The organism is Streptomyces pratensis (assembly GCF_016804005.1).
Lineage (GTDB): Bacteria > Actinomycetota > Actinomycetes > Streptomycetales > Streptomycetaceae > Streptomyces > Streptomyces pratensis_A.
In genome coordinates this window covers 7,513,435-7,537,302 of the sequence record NZ_CP051486.1, presented here as the reverse complement: position 1 = coordinate 7,537,302, position 23,868 = coordinate 7,513,435, and the positions used below count along the sequence as shown (strand labels likewise).

Annotated in this window: 18 protein-coding genes and 1 tRNA gene; 7 read left to right on the top strand and 12 right to left on the bottom strand. The window is 70.6% G+C overall.

Annotated features, from left to right (window positions below):
• The first annotated feature begins 157 nt into the window (after positions 1 to 157).
• Entirely contained in the window at positions 158 to 2,887 is a 2,730-nt protein-coding gene (gene ppc / locus HED23_RS31570) for a phosphoenolpyruvate carboxylase (RefSeq protein WP_203186727.1), read from the top strand.
• Between the two features lie 35 nt (positions 2,888 to 2,922).
• On the opposite strand, the gene HED23_RS31565 is transcribed toward ppc, so the two are convergent.
• The 7 genes from HED23_RS31565 to HED23_RS31535 form a co-directional block, all read right to left on the bottom strand.
• Positions 2,923 to 3,393 carry a hypothetical protein gene (locus HED23_RS31565; RefSeq protein ID WP_203186726.1) on the bottom strand — a complete coding sequence of 157 codons (471 nt, stop codon included), beginning with the start codon at positions 3,391 to 3,393 and terminating at the stop codon, positions 2,923 to 2,925.
• 75 nt (positions 3,394 to 3,468) lie between these two features.
• Complete coding sequence (gene pth / locus HED23_RS31560) at positions 3,469 to 4,062, bottom strand: aminoacyl-tRNA hydrolase (RefSeq protein ID WP_203186725.1); 594 nt, start codon at positions 4,060 to 4,062, stop codon at positions 3,469 to 3,471.
• Between the two features lie 105 nt (positions 4,063 to 4,167).
• Positions 4,168 to 4,746: a 50S ribosomal protein L25/general stress protein Ctc gene (locus HED23_RS31555; RefSeq protein WP_203186724.1), complete on the bottom strand. Its 579-nt coding sequence runs from the start codon at positions 4,744 to 4,746 to the stop codon at positions 4,168 to 4,170.
• Positions 4,747 to 4,962: 216 nt separating this feature from the next.
• Complete coding sequence (locus tag HED23_RS31550) at positions 4,963 to 5,940, bottom strand: ribose-phosphate diphosphokinase (protein WP_203186723.1); 978 nt, start codon at positions 5,938 to 5,940, stop codon at positions 4,963 to 4,965.
• A 119-nt stretch (positions 5,941 to 6,059) separates the two neighbouring features.
• The gene (glmU, locus tag HED23_RS31545) at positions 6,060 to 7,508 is read right to left on the bottom strand and encodes a bifunctional UDP-N-acetylglucosamine diphosphorylase/glucosamine-1-phosphate N-acetyltransferase GlmU (protein WP_203186722.1); all 1,449 of its coding nucleotides are present in this window, start codon (positions 7,506 to 7,508) and stop codon (positions 6,060 to 6,062) included.
• A 107-nt stretch (positions 7,509 to 7,615) separates the two neighbouring features.
• Positions 7,616 to 7,688, bottom strand: a tRNA-Gln gene (locus tag HED23_RS31540).
• Positions 7,689 to 7,695: 7 nt separating this feature from the next.
• Entirely contained in the window at positions 7,696 to 8,568 is an 873-nt protein-coding gene (locus HED23_RS31535) for a hypothetical protein (RefSeq protein ID WP_203186721.1), read from the bottom strand.
• A gap of 154 nt (positions 8,569 to 8,722) precedes the next feature.
• Here HED23_RS31535 and HED23_RS31530 point away from each other — a divergent pair, with 154 nt between their 5' ends.
• Positions 8,723 to 10,039, top strand: coding sequence for a sensor histidine kinase (locus HED23_RS31530; protein ID WP_203186720.1), 1,317 nt, complete (start codon positions 8,723 to 8,725; stop codon positions 10,037 to 10,039).
• 68 nt (positions 10,040 to 10,107) lie between these two features.
• Here the strand turns inward: HED23_RS31530 and HED23_RS31525 are convergent, their stop codons facing one another.
• Positions 10,108 to 10,626 carry an SUKH-3 domain-containing protein gene (locus tag HED23_RS31525; RefSeq protein WP_203186719.1) on the bottom strand — a complete coding sequence of 173 codons (519 nt, stop codon included), beginning with the start codon at positions 10,624 to 10,626 and terminating at the stop codon, positions 10,108 to 10,110.
• Positions 10,627 to 10,636: 10 nt separating this feature from the next.
• Positions 10,637 to 11,158, bottom strand: a complete 522-nt coding sequence (locus HED23_RS31520) for a YwqJ-related putative deaminase (protein WP_203186718.1) — start codon at positions 11,156 to 11,158, stop codon at positions 10,637 to 10,639.
• 236 nt (positions 11,159 to 11,394) lie between these two features.
• Here HED23_RS31520 and HED23_RS31515 point away from each other — a divergent pair, with 236 nt between their 5' ends.
• The 3 genes from HED23_RS31515 (at position 11,395) to HED23_RS31505 (ending at position 16,028) form a co-directional block, all read left to right on the top strand.
• The gene (locus HED23_RS31515) at positions 11,395 to 12,372 is read left to right on the top strand and encodes an SMI1/KNR4 family protein (RefSeq protein WP_203187720.1); all 978 of its coding nucleotides are present in this window, start codon (positions 11,395 to 11,397) and stop codon (positions 12,370 to 12,372) included.
• 5 nt (positions 12,373 to 12,377) lie between these two features.
• Positions 12,378 to 14,927, top strand: coding sequence for an SUKH-4 family immunity protein (locus HED23_RS31510; protein ID WP_420803091.1), 2,550 nt, complete (start codon positions 12,378 to 12,380; stop codon positions 14,925 to 14,927).
• Positions 14,928 to 15,131: 204 nt separating this feature from the next.
• On the top strand, positions 15,132 to 16,028 hold the full coding sequence (locus HED23_RS31505; protein ID WP_203186716.1) for a cellulose-binding protein: 897 nt from the start codon (positions 15,132 to 15,134) through the stop codon (positions 16,026 to 16,028).
• Positions 16,029 to 16,300: 272 nt separating this feature from the next.
• On the opposite strand, the gene HED23_RS31500 is transcribed toward HED23_RS31505, so the two are convergent.
• The 3 genes from HED23_RS31500 to HED23_RS31490 all read right to left on the bottom strand — a co-directional run bounded on the left by HED23_RS31500 (position 16,301) and on the right by HED23_RS31490 (position 20,136).
• On the bottom strand, positions 16,301 to 17,908 hold the full coding sequence (locus tag HED23_RS31500; protein WP_238442186.1) for a cation acetate symporter: 1,608 nt from the start codon (positions 17,906 to 17,908) through the stop codon (positions 16,301 to 16,303).
• Positions 17,905 to 18,396: a DUF485 domain-containing protein gene (locus HED23_RS31495; RefSeq protein WP_203186714.1), complete on the bottom strand. Its 492-nt coding sequence runs from the start codon at positions 18,394 to 18,396 to the stop codon at positions 17,905 to 17,907. Before HED23_RS31495 ends, HED23_RS31500 begins: the two co-directional genes overlap by 4 nt.
• A gap of 144 nt (positions 18,397 to 18,540) precedes the next feature.
• Entirely contained in the window at positions 18,541 to 20,136 is a 1,596-nt protein-coding gene (locus tag HED23_RS31490) for an MFS transporter (RefSeq protein ID WP_203186713.1), read from the bottom strand.
• Between the two features lie 361 nt (positions 20,137 to 20,497).
• Here HED23_RS31490 and HED23_RS31485 point away from each other — a divergent pair, with 361 nt between their 5' ends.
• Positions 20,498 to 21,286: an ABC transporter ATP-binding protein gene (locus tag HED23_RS31485; RefSeq protein ID WP_203186712.1), complete on the top strand. Its 789-nt coding sequence runs from the start codon at positions 20,498 to 20,500 to the stop codon at positions 21,284 to 21,286.
• Positions 21,283 to 23,865 (top strand): ABC transporter permease, encoded by a 2,583-nt coding sequence (locus HED23_RS31480; RefSeq protein WP_203186711.1) that lies wholly within the window; start codon positions 21,283 to 21,285, stop codon positions 23,863 to 23,865. Before HED23_RS31485 ends, HED23_RS31480 begins: the two co-directional genes overlap by 4 nt.
• Positions 23,866 to 23,868 lie beyond the last annotated feature (3 nt).

Below are 23,868 nucleotides of genomic sequence, written 5' to 3'. Positions count from 1 at the left end.
CCCGCAGGGCAGCGAGCACGCCGGACCCCCGGACACCTATCCTGGGTGGGTCGGACAGCGCGGTCCGCACTCTGCACATCCGGGGTGACCCGTCAGCACCGCGAGCGCCCCGGCCCCCCTGACAGACGTGCTCAACCACTGCAAGGAGCCGCACACTGTGAGCAGTGCCGACCAGACCCCTGCCGCCAACACCGAACTGCGGGCCGACATCCGCCGCCTCGGCGACCTGCTGGGCGAGACCCTCGTACGACAGGAGGGCCAGGACCTCCTCGACCTCGTCGAGCGCGTCCGCGCCCTGACCCGCGAGGACGGCGAGGCAGCGGCCGAGCTCCTCGGCGACACGGACCTGGAGACCGCCGCGCAGCTCGTGCGCGCCTTCTCCACCTACTTCCACCTCGCCAACGTCACCGAGCAGGTCCACCGCGCCCACGAGATGCGCGACCGCCGGTCCGCCGAGGGCGGGCTCCTCGCCCGCACCGCCGACCGCCTCAAGGACGCCGACCCCGAGCACCTGCGCGAGACGGTCAAGAACCTCAACGTCCGGCCCGTCTTCACCGCACACCCCACCGAGGCCGCCCGGCGCTCGGTCCTCAACAAGCTCCGCCGCATCGCCGAGCTCCTCGACACCCCGGTCATCGAGGCCGACCGCCGGCGCCAGGACATCCGCCTGGCCGAGAACATCGACCTCATCTGGCAGACCGACGAGCTCCGCGTCGTACGCCCCGAGCCCGCCGACGAAGCCCGCAACGCCATCTACTACCTCGACGAACTCCACGCCAACGCGGTGGGCGACGTCCTGGAGGACCTGGCCGCGGAACTGGAGCGCGTCGGCGTCGAACTGCCCGCCGGCACCCGCCCCCTCACCTTCGGCACCTGGATCGGAGGCGACCGCGACGGCAACCCCAACGTCACGCCCACCGTCACCTGGGACGTGCTCATCCTCCAGCACGAGCACGGCATCACCGACGCCCTCGAACTCGTCGACCAGCTGCGCGGACTGCTCTCCAACTCCATCCGCTACACCGGAGCCACCGACGAGCTCCTCACCTCGCTCCAGACCGACCTGGAGCGCCTCCCCGAGATCAGCCCCCGCTACAAGCGGCTGAACGCCGAGGAGCCCTACCGGCTCAAGGCCACCTGCGTCCGCCAGAAGCTCGTCAACACCCGCGAGCGCCTCGCCTCCGGCACACCCCACCGCCCCGGCTGCGACTACCTCGGCACCGCCGAGCTCATCGCAGACCTGGCCCTCATCCAGACCTCCCTGCGCGAACACCGCGGCGGACTCTTCGCCGACGGCCGCATGAACCGAACCATCCGCACGCTCACCGCGTTCGGCCTCCAGCTCGCCACCATGGACGTCCGCGAACACGCCGACGCCCACCACCACGCGCTCGGCCAGCTCTTCGACCGCCTCGGCGAGGAGTCCTGGCGCTACACCGACATGCCGCGCGACTACCGGCAGAAGCTCCTAGCCAAGGAACTCCGCTCCCGCCGCCCCCTCGCCCCCACCCCGGCACCGCTCGACGCCGCCGGCGAGAAGACCCTCGGCGTCTTCCACACCATCAAGCAGGCCTTCGAGCGTTTCGGCCCCGAAGTCATCGAGTCCTACATCATCTCGATGTGCCAGGGCGCCGACGACGTCTTCGCCGCCGCCGTCCTCGCCCGCGAGGCCGGCCTCATCGACCTCCACGGCGGCTGGGCCAAGATCGGCATCGTGCCGCTCCTGGAGACCACCGACGAGCTCAAGGCCGCCGACGTCATCCTCGACGAGATGCTCGCCGACCCCTCCTACCGCCGCCTCGTCTCGCTCCGCGGCGACGTCCAGGAGGTCATGCTCGGCTACTCCGACTCCTCCAAGTTCGGCGGCATCACCACCTCCCAGTGGGAGATCCACCGTGCCCAGCGCCGGCTCCGCGACGTGGCCCACCGCTACGGCGTACGCCTGCGCCTCTTCCACGGCCGCGGCGGCACCGTCGGCCGCGGCGGCGGCCCCTCGCACGACGCGATCCTCGCGCAGCCCTGGGGCACCCTCGAGGGCGAGATCAAGGTGACCGAACAGGGCGAGGTCATCTCCGACAAGTACCTCATCCCCGCCCTCGCCCGCGAGAACCTGGAACTGACCGTCGCGGCCACCCTCCAGGCCTCCGCACTCCACACCGCACCCCGCCAGTCCGACGAAGCGCTCGCCCGCTGGGACGCGGCCATGGACACCGTCTCGGACGCCGCCCACGCGGCCTACCGCAAGCTGGTCGAGGACCCCGACCTGCCGACGTACTTCCTCGCCTCGACCCCGGTGGACCAGCTCGCCGACCTGCACCTGGGCTCGCGGCCCTCCCGCCGCCCCGGCTCCGGCGTCTCGCTCGACGGCCTGCGCGCCATCCCGTGGGTGTTCGGCTGGACCCAGTCACGGCAGATCGTGCCCGGCTGGTTCGGTGTCGGCTCCGGCCTCAAGGCCCTCCGCGAAGCCGGTCTCGACACCGTCCTGGACGAAATGCACGAACAGTGGCACTTCTTCCAGAACTTCCTCTCCAACGTCGAGATGACCCTCGCCAAGACCGACCTGCGCATCGCCCGGCACTACGTCGACACCCTCGTCCCCGACGAGCTCAAGCACGTCTTCGACGTCATCCAGGCCGAGCACGAACTCACCGTGCAGGAAGTCCTCAAGGTCACCGGCGGCAAGGAACTCCTCGGCAGCAACCCGGTGCTCCAGCAGACCTTCGCCATCCGCGACGCCTACCTGGACCCGATCTCCTACCTCCAGGTGTCCCTGCTCGCCCGCCAGCGCCAGGCCGCCGAACGCGGCGAGGAAACCGACCCGCTGCTCGCACGGGCCCTGCTGCTCACCGTGAACGGTGTCGCCGCGGGCCTGCGCAACACCGGCTGACCCTCACCCGGGAGAACCGAGCGGGTGCGGGCCCGTCAGAGGGCGACGAACGTCGCCGTCAACAGGACCGCACCCGCGATCCCCGCACCCCACGCGGTCCGCGTCAGCCGCATGCCGCCACCGATCACCAGGGCGGCAAGCACCAGCGCACCACCCAGCGGCACCCAGGCATGCAGAAAGCCCGGCGTCCCGGTACGCACGACATCCCCGGTCCCGGGCTTCACCACGACGGGGAAACGGTCCCCCTTCTTCGCCGCGACGGACCGCTCGACGCTCACCTCGGACCGCTTCGACGAGTCCGCGTCCGGCGCGAACGACCCCGTGCACGCGTCCTCACCGCACGCCGTCACCGTCATCGTCCCGTGCTCACGGCCCTTGGCGAGGACGATGTGGTGCGCGCTGTTCCACGACGACCACACCCCCGCGACCAGCAGCAACAGGACGACACAGCCCGCGGCGAACGTACGGCCATGGGCCAGCAGGCGGTGGGAGGAACTCCGTTTCATGGGGGCCGATCCTTGGGCAGAGCCCTGCCCTCGGTCAACCTGTGGCCGAAAACAGCCCAACTAGCAGCAGGAATGTCAGGAGTTGTACGTGGACTGCGCCCGCTCCAGCCCGTCCGCCAGCAACGACTCCACCGCATCCGCCGACCGGTCCACCAGATACGCGAGCTCCTTGCGCTCCGCCGACGAGAAATCCTTCAGTACGAAATCGGCGACCTGCATCCGCCCCGGCGGGCGCCCGATCCCGAACCGCACCCGGTGATAATCCGGACCCATCGCCTTCGTCATCGACTTCAGCCCGTTGTGCCCGTTGTCACCGCCGCCCAGCTTCAGCCGCAGCATGCCGAAATCGATGTCCAGCTCGTCGTGCACCGCCACGATGTGATCAGTGGGCACCTTGTAGAAGTCCCGCAGCGCGGTGACCGGCCCGCCCGACAGATTCATGTACGACATCGGCTTCGCCAGCACCACACGACGGCTCGACGGCCCCGGTGGACCGATCCGCCCCTCCAGCACCTGCGCCTGCGCCTTCTGCGCCCGCTTGAACTTGCCGCCGATCCGCTCCGCCAGCAGATCGGCGACCATGAAACCGACGTTGTGCCGGTTCGCCGCGTACTCGGGGCCGGGATTGCCGAGGCCCACGATCAGCCAGGGGTCGGTGACGTCGGACATCTGGGTTCGGTCTCCTCGCGTACGGGCCAGCGGTAACAGGGAAACGGGGCGGCGGATCCCCGGAAGGGAACCGCCACCCCGTCAGTCAAGCAGGTGGGGCGAGGCTCAGGCCTCGGCGCCGGCCTCCTCGGCGGGGGCCTCCTCGGCCTGCGCGGCGACGACCTGGAGCACGACGGCGTCCTCGTCGCCCGCCAGCACCGAACCCTTGGGGAGCGGGATGTCCTTCGCGAGAATCGAGTCACCGGCGTCCAGGCCCGCGATCGAGACCGTCACGGACTCGGGGATGTGCGTGGCCTCGGCCTCGACGAGCAGCGTGTTCTGCACGTACTCGAGCAGGTTGCCGCCCGGCGCCAGGTCGCCCTCGACGTGCACCGCGATCTCGACGTTGACCTTCTCGCCGCGCTTCACGGTCAGCAGGTCGACGTGCTCGATGTTGCCCTTGAGGGCGTTGCGCTGCACGGCCTTCGGGATCACCAGGGCGTCCTTGCCGTCGATCTCGAGACCGATCAGGACGTTGGCGGTACGCAGGGCGAGAAGCAGCTCGTGGCCCGGCAGGTTGATGTGAACCGGCTCAGCACCGTGGCCGTAGACGACCCCGGGAACCAGGTTGGCGCGACGGGTGCGACGGGCAGCGCCCTTGCCGAACTCCGTACGGACCGTTGCGTCGAGCTTGATCTCAGCCATGCTGCACTCCTCGTAAGGTGACGAAAAACCGATGGTCACCCGGCCCACGACAGGCCTGCTACGAAGAGCGCGTCGATAACGGACCGCCGATTCCCATGACCAGGCATGAGAACGGCCTCCCTCGCCGAGCAACTTGTCCAGTCTACCCGGCGGGGAGGCCGCTCCCAAAGTCGATCACCCGGAGGTGGCCGCACGGAGGTCATCACCCGGAGGTGGTCACTCCTGCTCCTCGAAGAGGCTCGTCACGGAACCGTCCTCGAACACCTCACGTACCGCACGGGCGATCGTCGGCGCGATCGAGAGCACCGTGATCTTGTCGATCTCCAGCTCACCCGGCGTCGGCAGCGTGTCCGTGAAGACGAACTCACTGACCTTCGAGTTCTTCAGCCGGTCCGCCGCCGGACCCGAGAGCACGCCGTGCGTGGCCGTCACTATGACGTCCTCGGCACCGTGCGCGAACAGGGCGTCCGCTGCGGCACAGATCGTGCCACCCGTGTCGATCATGTCGTCGACCAGGACACACACCCGGCCCTCGACGTTACCGACGACCTCGTGGACGCTGACCTGATTCGGCACGTCCTTGTCGCGGCGCTTGTGCACGATCGCCAGCGGCGCGTCCAGACGGTCGCACCAACGGTCCGCCACCCGCACCCGGCCGGCGTCCGGCGACACGATCGTCAGCTTCGACCGGTCCACCTTCGCACCGACGTAGTCCGCCAGGATCGGCAGCGCGAACAGGTGGTCCACCGGACCGTCGAAGAAGCCCTGGATCTGGTCCGTGTGCAGATCGACGGTGAGGATGCGGTCCGCACCCGCCGTCTTCATCAGGTCCGCGACCATGCGCGCCGAGATCGGCTCGCGGCCACGGTGCTTCTTGTCCTGACGGGCGTAGCCGTAGAACGGCACGATCACCGTGATGGACCGCGCCGACGCGCGCTTCAGCGCGTCCAGCATGATCAGCTGCTCCATGATCCACTTGTTGATCGGAGCCGTGTGGCTCTGGATCAGGAAGCAGTCGGCGCCGCGAGCGGACTCCTGGAAACGCACGTAGATCTCACCGTTGGCGAAATCGAAGGCCTTCGTCGGCACGAGACCGACACCCAGCTGATGTGCGACCTCCTCGGCCAGCTCGGGGTGGGCGCGGCCGGAGAAGAGCATCAGTTTCTTCTCGCCGGTCGTCTTGATCCCGGTCACAGCACAGTCTCCTCAGACGTGTATCTGGCGCCGCGCGCAGGTGTCCCGATGTGCGACTAGCCAGCCGAAATGGGTGAGCATCTATCACGGTACGCCGCCTTTGGCGCACCTGTTTCCGGTCAGCTTTCGCCGTCGGACTCCTGCACGGCTGCCTGAGCAGCCTGCGCCGCCGCGCTCCCGGGACGCTTCCGGGCCACCCAGCCCTCGATATTCCGCTGCTGGCCCCGTGCGACAGCCAGCGAACCGGACGGCACATCCTTGGTGATGACCGAGCCCGCCGCCGTGTAAACGCCGTCCCCGACCGTGACAGGCGCCACAAACATATTGTCCGACCCGGTCCGGCAGTGGGACCCGATCGTGGTGTGGTGCTTGGCCACCCCGTCGTAGTTCACGAACACGCTCGCCGCACCGATGTTGGTGTGATCACCGATCGTCGCGTCCCCGACGTAACTCAGGTGCGGCACCTTCGTGCCCTCGCCGATCGTCGCGTTCTTCATCTCGACGTACGTGCCCGCCTTCGCCTTCGCCCCCAGGCGCGTCCCCGGCCGCAGATACGCGAACGGGCCCACGGTCGCTCCCGGGCCCACCTCGGCGCCGTCGGCGACCGTGTTGTCCACCCGGGCGCCCGCGCGGACGACGGTGTCCCTCAGACGGGAGTTCGGGCCGACCTCGGAGTCCTCCGCGAGGTGCGTCGACCCGAGCAGCTGGGTCCCCGGGTGCACGATCGCGTCACGCTCGTACGTCACCGTCGCGTCGATCAGCGTCGACGCGGGGTCCACGACCGTCACGCCGGCGAGCATGGCGCGCTCCAGCAGCCGCTCGTTGAGCAGGCGCCGCGCCTCCGCCAGCTGGAGGCGGTTGTTGATCCCCAGGATCTCCCGGTGGTCGCCGGCGACCGAGGCCCCCACGCGGTGCCCGGCCTCACGCAGGATCGACAGCACGTCGGTGAGGTACTCCTCGCCCTGGCTGTTGTCCGTACGCACCTTGCCCAGGGCGTCGGTCAGCAGGCGGCCGTCGAACGCGAAGACGCCCGAGTTGATCTCCCGGATCGCACGCTGTGCGGCGGTGGCGTCCTTGTGCTCGACGATCTCGGTGACCGCGCCGGTGGCCGCGTCGCGCACGATCCGGCCGTAGCCGGTGGAGTCCGGTACCTCGGCGGTCAGCACGGTGACGGCGTTCGAGTCGGCGGCGTGGGTCGTGGCGAGCGCGGAGAGGGTCTCGCCGGAGAGCAGCGGGGTGTCACCGCAGACGACGATCACGGTGCCGTCCACGGTGCCGCCGAGCTCCTCGAGGCCCATCCGGACCGCGTGGCCGGTTCCGTTCTGCTCGGCCTGGTAGGCGGTGCGCACGGAGGTGTCGCCGGCGGACAGGTGCGCGGTGACCTGCTCGCTGGCGTGACCGACGACCACGACGAGGTGCTGGGGGTCGAGCTCACGGGAGGCGGCGACGACATGTCCGACGAGCGAGCGCCCGGAGATCTCGTGCAGGACCTTGGGGGTCTTCGACTTCATGCGGGTGCCCTCACCCGCTGCGAGGACGACGACTGCTGCCGGGGGGTTGGCGCTCACGGATGTGCCCTTCGGCTTCGGGTGGTGGACATCCGCAGGATACCGGGGGCGTATATGCCCGAAACGAGCGCGGGCCCCGACCGGTGAGGTCGGGGCCCGCTGAGTTGCTCCGCCGCTAGGACTCGAACCTAGACCGAACACCTCCAAAGGGTGCCGTGCTGCCAATTACACTACGGCGGAACGCACGTCAGCCGGGCAGAGAGTGGCCCTGCCCGAAAGCGCTGCCGACCACTATGCCGCACCACCAGCCTTCGATGCGACGGTAGAGGTCCGCGCTCTGCTGTACGTGGATCACGAGGCAACCACGATAGTGCTCCCCGGTGTTCTTGCGGGTGGTCTTGGGGTTGTGCTTCTTGAGCGTGGTCTTGCCGAATGCCGAGAGGTCCGCGCCGGTGAGACCGGCCCAGTAGCGCTCAGCCGAGGCTACGTCCGCGGATTCGTGGATCATCACGTGGAAGCGCAGCCTGTCCGGAGTGATGTCCAGCAGGGCGAGCCAGGTCAGAAAGATCTGGATCATGCCGGGATCGCTGTTCACGAAAGCGACGCGTTCGCGACGCGCATGGGGCTTGTCCTTGGTTCCCTCGGCCCAGTACAGCCCTACGCCTAACAGGAACAGCTCGCGCTCGGTCAGGGGGCCGATCTCACGCCGGGCGGAGCGCTTCACCTCTTGGCGCTCCTGCTCCCGTTGTCGAAGGATGACCTCCCAGCCCCGCTTGGCGATCGCCGAGGCTTCCTCTCTTGTCCGGGGAGCAGGCCTCGGCAGGTCCCGTACCCAGAGCGAGATCGAGCTCTTCGAGCAGCCGAGCTCCATCTGGATCCGGTCGTAGGTCATGCCCTGGAGACGCAGCTCGCGGGCCCTGTTCCGCAGGTCGTCCTTCGCTCGTGGGCGCTTCGTCCACTCCGGGGCGGGCTCTCCTCTCAGCATGCGGTCGAGGATGTCGTTGTTGAACACCTTCAGCCGGTCCCGGATCTGGCGGCGGCTGAGGCCTTCCCGTCGTAGCGCGATCGCCTTCTCGCGCAGCCCCTCGAAGTCCGCGTACTTGCCGTCGGCATGTGTCATACGGACAGCGTCGTCCGGAATGCGGACGTCCGGGTCGAAAGGGTGCTCGGTTCACCGGATCGTGCGATTACCTGCGTTTACGGCGTGACCGGTTGCTTTCCGTGCTGATGGAGTCTCCGGAAATTGGGATGCGTCCGCCCGTAGGCTGGATGCCATGACCGCAACGGGGGCAGACCTGGAAGCGGCGGGTCCGACCACCCGCGGCTACTGGTGGTGGGAGCGGCGGCGCAGTGCCGCCCTGGACGTGGGGGTGGCGCTGCTTTCGGCGCTGGAGTGTGCGCTGGAGGGGGTGGCGTTCGCCGGGGACACCGGGCTGCCGGTGCCGTTCGGGGTGCTCTTCGGGCTGCTGGCGGGGTCGGTGCTGGTGCTGCGCAGGCGCTGGCCGATCGCCGTGGTGCTGGTGTCGATAGCGACGACGCCCGCCGAGATGGGCTATCTGATGGGGATCGTCGGGCTGTACACCCTGGCGGCATCCGAGGTGCCGCGCAGGATCACGGTGGTCCTGACGGGGATGACGCTCGTCGGCACGTTCATCGTGTCGTACGTGCGGCTGCGGCAGAGCGTGGACGCCGACGCGGAATTCGGGCCGGGTGTCTGGTACGTCCCAGGGGTGTCCCTCTTCATGTCGCTGGGGCTGACGGCGCCCTCGGTGCTGTTCGGTCTGTACATCGGGGCGCGGCGCAGGCTGATGGAGAGCTTGAGGGAGCGCGCGGACTCGCTGGAGCGGGAGCTGTCGCTGCTGGCTGACCGGGCGGAGGAGCGGGCCGAGTGGGCGCGTACGGAGGAGCGGACTCGGATCGCCCGGGAGATGCATGACGTGGTGGCGCACCGGGTGAGCCTGATGGTGGTGCACGCGGCGGCGTTGCAGGCGGTGGCTCCGAAGGATCCCGCGAAGGCGGTGCGCAACGCCGCGCTGGTGGGGGACATGGGACGGCAGGCGTTGACGGAGCTCAGGGAGATGCTGGGCGTTCTGCGGAGCGGGGATGCGCTGGTGGCTCCCCGGGCCGGGCAGGTGCCGCTGGCTTCGGTGGGGCGGGTGGCGGCCGCGGCTGTGGTGACGGTGGTGGAGGACGGGCCTCGGCTGCGCGAGGTGGAGGCGCTGGTGGCGCAGTCCCGTGAGGCGGGGATGACGGTGGAGCTGTCGGTGCAGGGGGAGCCGCGTCCGTATGCGCCGGAGGTGGAGCAGACGGCGTACCGGGTGGTGCAGGAGGCGTTGACGAACGTGCACAAGCATGCGGCGGGTGCGAAGACGTGGGTGCGGCTCGCGCATCGGGGGGCGGAGGTGGCGATGCAGGTGGAGAACGGTCCTACGGACGGTGTGACGGCGGACGCGGGGCTGCCGAGCGGTGGCAACGGTCTGGTGGGGATGCGGGAGCGGGTGCTGGGGCTCGGGGGCGTTTTTGTGTCGGGGCCGACGGACGCGGGGGGTTTCCGGGTGTCGGCGGTGCTGCCGGACGCCGGGGATGCGTGAGGGGCTCAGCCCGGGGTGGTGCGTGCGGGGTGGACGCCGGGGGCGTGAGGGGGGCGTGAGGGGGGGGCTCAGCCTGAGGTGAGGCGGGCGGGCTGGACGCCGGTCATGAGGGTTTCCAGGGCGCGGTCGATGTCGGAGCCGAGGTACCAGTCGCCGGTGTGGTCGATGGAGTAGACGCGTCCTTCGTTGTCGATGGCGAGGACCGCTTGTCCGTCGCCCTCTTCGCCGAGGGGGGCGACCTCGGTTTCGAGTGCGCGTCCGAGGTCGCCGAGCGTGCGTGCCAGGTGGAGTCCGCTGAGCGGGTCGATGCGCACGGTGGTGGTGGCGATCTGCCGGCCGGGTGCGGACGGATTGAGGCGGAGTCCGCCGAATTCGGCCCAGGCTTCGACCGCCGCGGGGAAGACGGCGTGCTGGTGTCCGGCGGGGGAGGCGTGGGAGCGGAGGGCGTCGGCCCATTCCTCGGCCTGGCGGATGTCCCAGCGGCCGGGCTGCCATCCGGCGTCGCGGAGTGCGGCGTCGACGGCGACGGGGAAGCGGGTGGTGGAGGTGCGGCTCTGTTGGCCTGGTCTGTCGTTCCGGTCGTGCATGGTGGTGTGCTCAGCCCTTCTCGGCGGTGGTCGCCGTGCCCGTGGTGAGGTCGACGGGGCGTACGCCGAAGTGGGCGAGCATCGCCGTGCAGGAACGGCAGGGGGGTGCGTAGCTGCCGTGGAGGGGGTCGCCGTCCTCGCGGATGCGGCGTGCGGTGATCCGGGCGTGCTTGAGTGCCCGGCGGGCTTCACTGCTGGTGAGGGGCTTGCGCTGGGCTCGTTTGGACCGGCTGTCGTCGGCCGCGGTGAGCTGTCGTGACAGGAGTATGGCTTCGGGGCAGCGTCCGGTGAAGCGTTCGCGCTGGTTGCTGGTGAGGGTGTCGAGGAAGTCCTGTACGAGCGGGTGGAGGACCGGTGGCTGGTCGCCCTTGCCCGCGGTGCAGGTGAGCGTCTCTCCGCGTACGGACAGGGCTGCGGCCACCGCCGGCAGGATGCCGTCGCGGCGGTGGTGGAGGTGGGGTGCGCGGCTGGGCTCGGTGCTGCTCCAACTGAGTCGCGGATCTCCGGATGTGACTGCTTGTGCTGTGTGCATGGTGCTGGTGTCCCTCCCTGCAATCCCCCGAGTTGCGGGGACAGCCTGCCAAATATGCAGGGTGGTGGGGAAGCTGGGGCGGTGAAACGTGTCTGCGTGTCGCGGCTCGGTGGCCCCGTTGTCGCGTGTCCGTCACCCCGCGGTGACGTTCGGTGAGAGGGGTGCGGGGGAGGGGGGCCTTGTTGCGTCACCGCATAGGCTGTGCGGAACACCGGACGCAGCAGGGGGCAACCGCCATGACGACAGGTCGGCTCGGGCAGCAAGCCGCGCCACCGAATGCGGCCTATGCCGGGCAGGTCGTGCATTTCCCGGATCCTGTCCGGGCGTCCCGCCATCCCAGGGGTGTGCGCGTGGACGGCAACGGCTATCCGGTGCTTTCGCCGTACGCGCGTGCGGCTGCGGAGATCGCCGATCCTCCTCCTGGTTTCGGTGTCGACGAGTTGCGGCTGACGGATTACGTGTCGGCGAACGCGGCGCTGGCGGCGAGTGGGCATGAGCTGTGGGACACGATTCCCGCGGTGGCGACTCCGCACGGCTGGACGTGGCACCACGTGGCGGGTGGCCGGCGGATGGAGTTGGTCCCGGTCGAGGTGAAGGCGTTGTTGCGTCATCACGGCGGTCTGGCGACTGCTTCGGTGGATCAGAACCGTCGGGGGACGCGGCCGCTCCAGGAGACCCGCCCCGCTCATTTCCGGCTGCCCAAGGGGTCTGTGGCTGTGGGTGAGCAGCAGATCCTGGGTGTCGAGGAGGATCTGGGGTATCGGCTTCCGGGTGCGTACCGGTCGTTCCTCAAGGCGGCCGGTGGTTCGGCTCCGGTGGGCGCGGCGCTGGACGCGGAGCTCGGTCTGCTGGTGGACCAGCCGTTCTTCACGGTGCGTGAGGAAGCGGCTGTGAATGACCTGGTGTACGTCAACAAGTGTCTGCGGGATCACTTCACGAAGGATTTTCTGGGCGTGGCTTTCGTCCAGGGCGGCATCCTGGCGGTGAAGGTGCGCGGTGGTGGTCTGGGGTCGGTCTGGTTCTGCGCCTACGACGACGCGCGGGATCAGGACGGCTGGGGTGTGCAGGAGCGGGTGGACCGGCTTCTGCTGCCGTGCGGTGAGGATTTCGATGCTTTCCTCCAGCGTCTCGCCGGCAATCCGCCGGAGCTGGAGACGGTGGCGAACCTGATGGTGGACGGTGGCTTCGCGCGGGCCGTCCCGGTGGAGGGGTGAGCGCGGTGGTGACCTTCGCGCAGGCGCAGGAGCGGGCGGACGAGTGGGTCAACGGTGACGTGCCCGCGTATCAGCACCGTGAGGTCCGGGTCCGTGAGTTCGAGCTGGGTTTCGTGGTGTGGGCCGAGGACCGTGCGGAGGGCCCTGTTTCGGACGGGGGCCGTCAGCGGCTGGTGATCGCCCGGGACAGTGGTGAGGCCACGTTGTGGCCGGGGCTGCCGGTGGGTGAGGTGATACGGCGGTACGAGGAGGATTACGGGGCGTCCGCGGAGGTGCGGGCGGCTCCGGAGCCGGCGCGGCGCATCGATCTGAACCAGACGTCGTTCCTGCTGACTCCGCCGGAGTGGCTTCAGGAGGCGGCGGACAAGCTGGGGATTCCGGACCGGCGCCCGGAGGCGGACGAGCCGTCTTCTGCTCCTGCGCCGTCGTCGTCCTCCGTACCGACTCCTGCGCCGTCGTCGTCTTCTCTTCCGACTCCCGCGCCGTCGTCCGTTCCGGTCTCTCCTTCTCCCTCTCTTCCTTCCGTTCCCGCGCCGGGTCTTGCCGGTTCGGGGGCGGCGTGGCCGGCTGCCGGTGGGCAGGCGGACCATGAGCCGACGGCGAACGACGGGGTGCCGGCCGGGGGTACCCCCTGGGCTGGTACCGATACGAACGCGAGTGCTGACGAGGGCGGGGTGCCCCTGCCCGCGACGGTTTTCGCGCCGCCGCTGTCGGGGTCGGACGATGACGGGACCCCGCCGCCGGTCGTCCCGGCGGAGGCGCCTACCGCGCTGATGTCGGGTGGCAGTCAGCTGCCGCCGACCGCGGTCGTGCCGGGGCTGGACCCGCAGGCTCCGCCGCCTCCTGCCCGTGTTGCCGGGGCTCCGGCTGCCCCTGCGGCTCCCGTCGCTCCGGGCCGGGGCGCGGAGGACATCGCGGACGCGGCGACGAGCAAGGCGGTCGTGCCGCCGAGGGGTGCGCGGGGGTCGGGGCCGACGACTCCGCCGCCGCCCGGTGCGCCGGGTGTGCCGCCGGGGGCGACTCCGCCGCCTTCGGGGCCGGGTGCGCCGGGTGCGCCGGCAGGTGGCTATGTGCCGACGCAGCTGGTGTCGCAGCTCGGCCCTCCGGGTGCGCCGGCTCCGGGGGCGACTCCGCCGCCGGGTGCTCAGCCGCCCGCGCCTCCTGGGCCTCCCGGGCCTCCTGGTGCCACGCCGCCTCCGGGTGGCGGGATGCATCACGCCGCGACGATGTTCGCCGATGCGAGCATCGGGGGCCCGAACGCGCCGCGTCCTCCGGGCCCGCCCGGGCCTCCGGCTCCTCCCGGCCCCCCTGGTGCTCCGGGTGCTCCGGGCGTGATGCCGCCGCCTCCGCCGGGTTCGACGCCGCCTCCCGGGCCGCCCGGCCCGCCGCCGGGTGCGACGCCTCCTCCGGGGGGCGGGGTGCACCATGCCGCGACGATGCTTGCGGGTCCTGGGCAGGTCGGCCCGGGGGCGCCGCAGCCGCCCGGTCCTCCCGGTCCTCCCGGGATGCCGGGGATGCCGGGGCAGGGTCCGCACACCCCGCCGCCCCCTGGGGCGTACGGCTATCCGCAGCAGCCGACGGGCCTGCCGACGGTCGGCCCGGGTTATCAGGCCGTGCTGCGTTTCCGTGCGGCCGACGGCAGCGAGCAGCAGCTGATCCGGCGTTCGGCGCCGGGTACTCCGCATCCGGAGTGGCAGATGCTGCATGAGCTGCGTGCGATGAACGTGCCGCCGCAGCAGGTCATCGAGCTGCATACGGAGCTGGAGTCGTGCGAGCTGCCGGGTGGTTACTGCGCGCGGATGATCCGTGAGACCTGGCCGCAGGTCCGGATCACGAGTGTGGCGCCGTACGGGACGGATCACGCGAGCCGGCAGCAGGGGATGCAGCATCTGCTGACGCACCAGGGTGAGCTGCACCAGGTGGCCGACGGTCCGGCACGGCCGGCTCCGGTGCGGGCGCCGTTGCCGCAGATGCCGCCTGCCGCCGCGGTGCCTCCGGAGGCGTTGGCGGAGGAGCTTCACGGGGCGTTCGGTCCTGGTGTGCTGCGCTTCGATCAGCGTGCGGTGTCCCGTCAGGGTGTGCCCGAGGTGGTGGCGCGGACCCTGGTGTGGGCGGGGCTGCCCGCCGATTTCGGGCCGTTCTTCTGGGCGCAGCCGGGTCATCCGGTGGTGCCGACGCTGGCGGAGCTCGCGGCGCAGCGTCAGGTGCAGCCGGCGTCGGACGCGGGTTCGTACCTGGTGATGGGGTCGGACTTCGGCCGGGCGATCTGTGTGCAGTACGGGACTGCGAACATCGTGGCCGTGCCGGTGGAGGCGGGGCCGGGTGGTGCGCCGGTGCCGCCGCAGTTCGTGAACACGGGGCTGCCGGAGTTCGTGCGGTCGATGGCGTTGCTGGGCCGGATGTGGCGGCTGCGATTCGGGCTGAACCCGGAGCAGGCGGGCCGTTGGACGGTCGACTTCCAGGCGCAGCTCGTGGCGATCGATCCTGCGGCGCTGGCGTCGCCGGAGGGCTGGTGGTCGGTTCTGCTGGAGCAGATGTGGGACGGGCTGCTGTGAGGCGGTCCGGCCGGGTCTGATCTGTTGTGTGCGAGAGGCGCTCGTTCCCTGGTGGGGGCGGGCGCCTTTTGCGCGGGGTCCTGTGATGCGGGTCGCTTCCGTCCTGAATACGGCTGATCGATTCCGACTTCTTGGCCAATTACCGCATCCTTGACGTATTGCTTCATGGCCGGGCGTCGGAGAGCGGGAAAGAGGGCTTCAGGGATGAGTGGTGGACCGGTGTCCGCGTACGGTTTTGTCGGTGTACGGGGGCGTGGTTACCGTCCTGAGCAGGTGGACCGCATGGTGGCCTCGCTGTCCGCGGAGCGGGACGGGGCTCGGGAGCGGTTGTCCCGGCTGACGGCGCTGGCCGAGGAGTTGACGGCGGAGTCCGAACGGCTGGGTGAGGTGGTGGCCTCGCTCGCGCCGCAGACGTATCAGTCGCTGGGGGAGCGGGCGCAGCAGATTCTGGCTCTGGCGGAGGCCGAGGCGGAGGCGGCGCGGGGTGCGGCGCTGGAGGAGGCGCAGGCGCTGCGGGACGCGGCGGGCGAGGCGGGCCGGGAGGCCCGTGAGGCGGCGCGTGGGCAGGCGGCCGCTGTGCGGGCTGCTGCGGACGCCCGCGCGGAGGAGCTGCTGGCCGAGGCGGGGAGTGCCGCCGGGGTCCTTGTGGAGGAGGCGCGCCAGGAGGCCGGTGAGGTGCGGGGAGCCGCGGATGCGGAGATGGCCGGTACCACCAGGCGTACGGCGGGGGTCCTGGCGCATCAGGAGCAGGAGCATGCCGAGCGGGGCAAGGCGGCGGATGCGGAGATCGCCGGTGCGGAGGCCGCGGCGGCGCGGGGTGAGGCGGAGCTGACGGCCCGTGGGGAGGCGCTGCTGGCGCGGGCGCGGCGGGAGCTCGCGGATGTGGAGGAGGCGGCGCGGCACGGCCAGGAGGATGCGGAGGCGCGTGCGGCGGAGCTGCTGTCCGGGGCCAGGATGGCGGAGGAGCGTGTGGTGCGGGAGACGGAGCGGGTCCTGAGGGAGCACGAGGAGGGCCGTGAGGAGGTGCAGGCGCACATGGCGCATGTACGTAATTCGCTGGCGGCTCTGACGGGGCGTGCGGCGGTGGGCCCGGCTGAGTGATGCCGTGCCGGGTTCCCGGCGTGGTGTTGTCCGGCCGGGCTACCGGTCAGCGGCCGGGTTCCCGGTCTGCGGCCGGGTTCCCGGTCTGCGGCCGGGTTCCCGGGCTGCCGGTCAGCTGTCGGGTTCCGGGCCCGGTGTTGTCCGACCGGGCCGCCGGTCAGCGGCCGGGTTCCCGGTCTCTCCGTGTGTGCGGCACCCTCGCGCGCGGGAACGGCTCCCGTCGTCGCGTGTGAGCGGGCGGGGAGCTGAAGGGTCCCTGCCCCGTGGGCCGGTCAGCGTCGTCCAGCGGGTGGGGCTCCCGCGAGGATCCAGGGTTCGACGGCTTCGTAGCGGCGGCGTTGGCCGGTGGTGTCCGTGTCCCGGCCGCACACGGTGCCCAGCCAGCCGGCCAGGAAGCCGAAGGGGATGGAGACCAGGCCGGTCGTGGTGAGCGGGAACCAGTTGAAGTCGCGGTGGGGGAAGACGGATCCCGGGGAGCCGGAGACCAGGTTGGTGCCGGTGATCAGGACGAGCACGCAGGCGGTGCCGCCGATGAGGGTGCAGAGCAGGCCGGTGCGGGTGAAGCGGCGCCAGAACATGCTGTAGACCAGGGCCGGGGCGATGGCGGACGCGCCGATGCAGAAGGACAGGGTCACCAGCGCCTGGACGTTCCAGTGCCGGGCCAGTACGGCGAGGGTGACGGCGAGTGCCCCTACGCCGACGGCGGCGCCCTGGGCGGTTGCCATCTCGGTGCGGTTCTTCACCGGCCTGCGGGCTCGCAGGCTGTGGGCGAAGAGGTCGTGGGCGAGGGAGTTGGCGCAGGCCAGGATCATTCCGGCGACGGAGGCGAGCAGGGTCAGGAAGATCGCGGTGGTCATGGTGGTGACGACGAGCGCCCCGGCCCCGCCGCCGCCCGCCACGGCGCCGGTGACCTGGAGGATGGCGCTGTTGCCCTGGGCCCCGGCGGCGGTGATGCGGTCGTGTCCGACGAGGGCGGCGGCTCCGAAGCCGATGACGGCGAGGAGGAGGCAGAGGCCGACGACCACGCAGACGGCCCAGGACATGGAGCGGCGGACCGCCCGGGCGCTGCGGACGACGGTCATCCGCATGGTGATGTGGGGCAGGCAGGCGGCGCCCAGTACGACGGTCAGTTCGGAGCTGATCATGTCGAGGTCGTTGCCGTCGAACTGGAGTCCGGCGTGCAGGTAGGCGGTACCGGCGCCGCTCCCGGTCTCGGCGGCCCGGAGTAGCGCGCCGGTGTCCCAGTCGAAGCGGTCGAGGACGAGTACGGAGACGAGGAGTCCCGCGCCGAGTAGCGCGACGGTCTTGATGATCTGGATCAGGGCGGTGCCCTTCATGCCGCCTATGGCCGCGTAGCCGATCATGACGATGCCGAGGGCGACGATGGATCCGGTGCGGAATCCGGAGCTGTCGAAGCCGAGGATGAAGGCGAGCAGACTGCCGCTGCCGGCGAGCTGGACGACCATGAGCGGCAGCAGCGCGGCGATGGTGACGGCGCAGGACGCGATGCGGGCGGCCCGGCCGGGGGCCCGGCGGGCGAGCATGTCGCCCATCGTGAACCGGCCTGCGTTGCGTAGGGGTTCGGCGAGCAGGAACATCAGCAGGACCAGGGACAGTGTCGTGCTGAGGGCGAGGACGAGCCCGTCGTGGCCGGTGAGGGCGATGACTCCGGTGGTGCCGAGGACCGTGGCGGCGGAGAGGTAGTCGCCGGCGATGGCCAGGCCGCCCCGCAGGGGTGAGAGCGAGCGGTAGCCGGTGTAGAAGGCGTCGAGGTCGTCGCGGTCGGGGCCGGTCATGACGCAGAGCAGCAGGGTGACGCTGGCGACCGCGATGAACGCGGTGAGGGACAGCGTCTGGGCGGACTCGTCGAATCCGTTCACCGGCCCGCTCCCGTCCTGCGGTCCGCTGCCGGGGTGTGCCCCGTGCCGTGGCCCGCCCGCTCGCGGAGTCCGGCGCTGAGCGGGTCGACGGTGCGGCGGGCGGTCCATTCGTATACCGCGATGGCCGCGAGCGCCACGGGGAGCTGGCACAGGCCGAGAAGGAGGCCGGTGGTGAGTCCGCCGTCGCCCACGGGGCGGGTCATCAGGGCCGGGGCGTAGCCGGACAGCAGGAGGAACAGGGTGAAGTAGCCGAGTGCGGTGAGGGTCGAGACGCGGCGCAGCACGCGGTAGGCGGCGCGCAGCCGTCGCAGGTCGCTGTGGTGGCCGGGTGCGGGACGTCGTGCGGGGGCCGGGCGGCGGGGTGGTGGCGGGGGCGGTGAACTCTGCCAGGGCATGAGGTAGTCGCCGGGGTACGGGGGTGGGGCCGGGCGTGGCGGGTGCGGGGACTGCCGGGGCGGATGCGGGGGTGGCTGCGAGTCGTGCGGCATGGCAGTGCTCCTTGCATGGCTCGGGCCCGGTGGCGGGCTGCAAGGCAGGTGCGCGGATGCGCTCTCGGGAGCGCGTACGTTACTCGCGGGTATCGCGGAGGGGGAGGGGTACCGGTGAACTACCTGGGGTAACCCGCCAGTTGTCTAGTCCTTGGGCGCCCGGGGGGCGCTTTCGTGTTCGTCCAGTACCGGGAAGCGGCGCGGTGCCATGAGGACGAGCACCAGCAGTGCGAGCGCGGCGGCGACCGCGGCCCCGGTGAACACGTGGTCGACCGCGGTGTCGACGGCCCTCCGCAGATGGTCCGTCGCGGCGGCGGAGAGAGCCCCCGGGTCATCGAGGGCGTGCGAGATCGCGTCCAGGTCGCCGGGCAGCCCCGGGACGGGGGAGTCGGCCAGCCGGGAGGCGAGTACTCCGTTGGCGACGGCGCCGAAGAGGGCGGCTCCCAGGCTCTGGCCGACCTGACGGCAGAACAGTACGGACGCGGTCGTCGTGCCCCGCTCGGTCCAGCCGACCGTCGACTGGACCCCGACGATCAGCGGGAGCTGGAAGAGGCCGAGCGTCGCACCGAGCAGCAGCATGAGCAGGGCGGGCTGCCAGGCGGCACCGGGATAGGGCAGCAGGGGGAAGCAGAGCAGGACCAGCAGGGCACCGGACATGCCGATGATGGCGGTGCGGCGGAAACCGATGCGGTTGTAGACCCGGTCGGACAGGGCGGCGGAGACGGGCCAGCTCAGGGTCATCACGGACAGGACGAAACCGGCGGCGATCGGGCCCAGTCCCAGGACGGACTGGGCGTAGGTCGGCAGGAAGACGGTCGGCGCGACCATGAGCAGTCCCATCGCGCCGAGGGCGAGGTTGACCGAGGCGATGGTGCGGCGCCGCCATACCCAGCCGGGTATCACGGGTTCGGCGGCGCGGCGCTCGATGAAGACGGTCAGGGCCGCCAGTGCCGCGCTCGCCCCCAGCAGCCCCAGTGAGGGGGCGGAGAGCCAGGGCCAGGCGACGCCGCCCTGGACGAGAGCGGTCAGCAGGAGAGCGCCCGTGGCGAAGACCGCGAGGGCGCCCGCCCAGTCGGTACGGGGGCGGGTGGCGGGGCGTGGCCGGGCGGGCTCGTGGAGGTGACGGACCACCAGCCAGAGGGCGACGGCGCCGACCGGCAGGTTGATCAGGAAGATCCAGCGCCAGTCGGCGTAGGCGGCGAGGAGCCCCCCGACCGCCGGCCCGGCCACGGCCGAGGTGGCCCAGACGGTGGACAGCTTCGCCTGGATCTTCGGCCGTTCCCTGAGCGGGTACAGGTCGGCGGCGATGGTCTGCACCGTGCCCTGGAGGGCGCCGCCGCCGAGGCCCTGGACGACGCGGAAGGCGATGAGGGCGGCCATGTTCCAGGCGGCGGCGCAGAGCAGGGAGCCGGCCAGGAAGAGGATGATGCCGGCGATCAGGACGGGCTTGCGGCCGAAGGTGTCGGAGAGCTTCCCGTACACCGGCAGGGTGACGGTCACGGCGAGCAGGTAACCGGAGAAGAGCCAGGAGAAGACGGAGAAGCCCCCGAGGTCGCCGACGATCTGCGGGACCGCGGTCGCGACGATGGTGCCGTCGATGGCGGCGAGGCCCATGCCGAGCATCAGGGCCGCGACGACCGGGCGGCGGCCGCGGTCGGTGTCCCGCGCCGCCTCCGGGGCTGCCGTCCCGGGCACTGCTTCCGGGCTGTCCGTGCCGCCGGTGCCGTCCTTGCCGCCCACAGGGGGTCCCTTCCCTATGCATCTATTTCCTGGGGGTCACTGTCTCACCGCCGGTGGATCCGTGGGAGCCGCACGGCCGAAAGCGTGAGCCCCTACTCAGGTCTCGTCCTGAAGGCGCGGACCCCTAGGGGGAGCTACGTAGTTGTGCCCAGGGGTCGTTCCTCCCGGCGGAGGACGAGACATGGAGGGTCCGTTCCTTAACGTGTTCTTACATCGCTGATGTGGCCCGCCGCAGGGGGAGGGGTGGGGAAAACCCCACATGAAGACTGCGCCGGGCACCAGCGCGCTCGACCCCCTTCGCACCCGAGACTCGGAACGTACACAGGGACGTCCGGGCATCGACCGACATAGGAGAAAAACCGTGACAACGGCTGTAACCATTCCCAGGCACGGGGACACTGGAGGGCGTACGGCCGTAGCTGCGCGGGCGCGGCAGGTCGTCAAGGCGTACGGGGCGGGGGAGACCCGGGTCGTGGCGCTCGATCACGTCGACGTGGACATCGTCCGCGGGCAGTTCACGGCGATCATGGGCCCGTCCGGGTCCGGCAAGTCGACCCTGATGCACTGTCTGGCAGGGCTGGACACGGTGACCTCCGGTCAGATCCACCTCGCCGACACCGAGATCACGGGCCTCAAGGACAAGAAGCTGACGCAGCTGCGCCGGGACCGGATCGGTTTCATCTTCCAGGCGTTCAACCTGCTGCCCACGCTCAACGCGCTGGAGAACATCACGCTGCCCATGGACATCGCGGGCCGCAAGCCCGACGCCGGCTGGCTGCAGCAGGTCGTGGAGACCGTCGGCCTCTCCGAGCGGCTCAAGCACCGGCCCACACAGCTGTCCGGCGGCCAGCAGCAGCGCGTCGCGGTGGCCAGGGCGCTCGCCGCCCGCCCCGAGATCATCTTCGGGGACGAACCCACCGGGAACCTGGACTCCCGGGCCGGAGCCGAGGTGCTGTCCTTCCTCCGCAAGTCGGTCGACGAGCTCGGCCAGACCATCGTCATGGTCACCCACGACCCGGTGGCAGCCTCCTACGCCGACCGGGTCCTCTACCTCGCGGACGGTTCCATCGTCGACGAGATGAAGAACCCGACGGCCGAGCAGGTCCTGGACCGGATGAAGGACTTCGACGCGCGCGGGCGGACGTCATGACCGTCTGGAAGACCTCGATGCGCAACTTCCTCGCGCACAAGGGGCGGATGGCGCTCTCCGCCGTCGCGGTCCTGCTGTCGGTGGCGTTCGTGTGCGGCACGCTCGTCTTCACCGACACGATGAACACCACCTTCGACAAGCTCTTCGCCGCTTCGTCGGCCGATGTGACCGTGAGCCCGAAGGCGGCCGGGGGCGCCGACGACATGCCGGAGAACGGCAGGCCCGAATCGCTGCCCGCCGCGACCGTCGCGCAGATCGGGAAGGCCGACGGGGTGAAGGCGGCCGAGGGCGGCGTCTCCAGCATGTCCGTCACGGTCGTCGACAGCCGCAACAAGAACATGGGCTCGGAGACCGGCGCCCCGACGATCGCCGGCAACTGGACGCGCAACGACCTGCGTTCCATGGAGATCGCCTCGGGGCACGCGCCGCGCGGCCCGACCGAGGTCATGGTCGACGCCGACACCGCCGAGAAGCACCACCTGAAGATCGGTGACGAGCTGCGCACCATCGCGGTCACCGGTGACATCAAGGCGAGGATCAGCGGCATCGCCGCCTTCACCGTCACCAACCCGGGCGCGGCCGTCGTCTTCCTCGACACGGCCACCGCTCAGCAGAAGCTGCTGGGCGCCCCCGGCCTCTTCACCCACATCTCCGTCACGGCCGAATCCGGCTTCAGCGACACCCAGTTGAAGAAGAACGTCGCTGCTGCACTGGGCGACGGCGCCGCGTACAAGCTGCAGACCCAGGACGAGGCCGCGGCCGCCAACAAGGACTCGATGGGCTCCTTCCTGGACGTCATGAAGTACGCGATGCTCGGATTCGCGGGGATCGCCTTCCTCGTGGGCATCTTCCTGATCGTCAACACCTTCTCGATGCTGGTCGCACAGCGCACCCGCGAGATCGGCCTGATGCGGGCCATCGGTTCCAGCCGCAAGCAGGTCAACCGGTCGGTGCTCATCGAGGCGGTACTGCTGGGCATCGTCGGATCGGCCCTCGGTGTCGCCGCCGGTATCGGCCTCGCGGTCGGGCTGATGAAGGTCATGGGCGCCATCGGCATGGAGCTGTCCACCGGCGACCTCACCATTGCCTGGACGACACCGGTGACCGGGCTGGCGCTCGGCATCGTCGTCACCGTCCTCGCCGCGTACGTCCCGGCCCGCCGGGCCGGCAAGGTCTCCCCGATGGCGGCCCTGCGGGACGCCGGGACCCCGGCGGACGCGAGGTCCGGCTGGATCCGGGCGGTGATCGGCCTGGTCCTCACCGGCGCCGGTGCCGCCGGCCTGTGGGCGACGACCAGGGTGGACGAGGCGAGCGAGGGCTCGCTCTACCTCGGCCTGGGCGTGGTGCTCACCCTGATCGGCTTCATCGTGATCGGCCCGCTGCTCGCCGGAGCTGTCGTCCGGGTGCTCGGGGCCGTCGTCCTGCGCCTGTTCGGCCCGGTCGGGCGGCTGGCGGAGCGCAACGCCCTGCGCAACCCCCGGCGTACGGGAGCGACCGGAGCGGCGCTGATGATCGGCCTGGCCCTGGTGGCGTGCCTCTCGGTCGTCGGCTCCTCCATGGTCGCCTCGGCCACCGACGAGCTCGACAAGTCGGTGGGCACGGACTTCATCGTCCAGTCGAACACCGGTCAGCTGATCGTGCCGCAGGCCGCCGACGCCATCGAGAAGGTGCCCGGCATCGAGCACGTCACGAACTACAAGGTGCTCGCCGCGAAGCTCACCAACCCCGACGGTTCGACGGCGGACGAGCACGTCACCGCCGCCGACCCGACGTATCCGCAGGACCTGCGGCGCGAGACCACCGCCGGTGACCTGTCGGAGGCGTACGGCGCGGACTCCATGTCCGTCGGATCGGACTACGCCACGCTGCACGGGATCGAGGTCGGCGACGAGCTCACCGTCGCCTTCAAGGCCGGCGAGACCGCGAAGCTGAAGGTCGCCGCGATCACCTCGGACGACACGAGCGTCGACCAGGGCGCGATGTACACCAACGTCACCACCGCAGAGCGCTATGTGGACGCCGACAGGATGCCCGAGAACATGATCATGTTCGCCGCGGCGGAGGACGGCAAGGAGAAGGAGGCGTACGCCGCACTCAAGAGCTCGCTCGGCGCGTACCCGCAGTACAAGGTGCAGAACCAGGCCGACTTCAAGCAGGACCTGAAGGACCAGATCGGCCAGTTGCTGAACATCGTGTACGGACTGCTCGCGCTGGCGATCATCGTCGCTGTGCTCGGCGTGGTGAACACCCTGGCCCTGTCGGTGGTCGAGCGGACCCGTGAGATCGGCCTGATGCGGGCGATCGGCCTCTCCCGCCGTCAGCTGCGGCGCATGATCCGGCTGGAGTCCGTGGTCATCGCCCTGTTCGGCGCGCTGCTCGGACTCGGCCTCGGCATGGGCTGGGGCACCTCGGCCCAGAAGCTGCTGGCCCTGGAAGGACTCGGGGTCCTGGAGATCCCGTGGCCGACGATCATCACCGTGTTCGTCGCCTCCGCCTTCGTCGGACTGTTCGCCGCCCTGATCCCGGCCTTCAGGGCCGGCCGGATGAACGTCCTCAACGCGATTGCCACGGACGGGTGACAG

Excerpts from the sequence above, each read along its gene's own strand:
- HED23_RS31555 (WP_203186724.1), bottom strand. The coding sequence starts at position 4,746 with ATGGCTGAGATCAAGCTCGACGCAACGGTCCGTACGGAGTTCGGCAAG.
- HED23_RS31535 (WP_203186721.1), bottom strand. The coding sequence starts at position 8,568 with ATGACACATGCCGACGGCAAGTACGCGGACTTCGAGGGGCTGCGCGAG.
- HED23_RS31480 (WP_203186711.1), top strand. The coding sequence starts at position 21,283 with ATGACCGTCTGGAAGACCTCGATGCGCAACTTCCTCGCGCACAAGGGG.
- HED23_RS31505 (WP_203186716.1), top strand. The coding sequence starts at position 15,132 with ATGAGTGGTGGACCGGTGTCCGCGTACGGTTTTGTCGGTGTACGGGGG.
- HED23_RS31495 (WP_203186714.1), bottom strand. The coding sequence starts at position 18,396 with ATGCCGCACGACTCGCAGCCACCCCCGCATCCGCCCCGGCAGTCCCCG.
- pth (WP_203186725.1), bottom strand. The coding sequence starts at position 4,062 with ATGTCCGACGTCACCGACCCCTGGCTGATCGTGGGCCTCGGCAATCCC.
- HED23_RS31530 (WP_203186720.1), top strand. The coding sequence starts at position 8,723 with ATGACCGCAACGGGGGCAGACCTGGAAGCGGCGGGTCCGACCACCCGC.
- HED23_RS31515 (WP_203187720.1), top strand. The coding sequence starts at position 11,395 with ATGACGACAGGTCGGCTCGGGCAGCAAGCCGCGCCACCGAATGCGGCC.
- HED23_RS31525 (WP_203186719.1), bottom strand. The coding sequence starts at position 10,626 with ATGCACGACCGGAACGACAGACCAGGCCAACAGAGCCGCACCTCCACC.
- HED23_RS31520 (WP_203186718.1), bottom strand. The coding sequence starts at position 11,158 with ATGCACACAGCACAAGCAGTCACATCCGGAGATCCGCGACTCAGTTGG.
- HED23_RS31565 (WP_203186726.1), bottom strand. The coding sequence starts at position 3,393 with ATGAAACGGAGTTCCTCCCACCGCCTGCTGGCCCATGGCCGTACGTTC.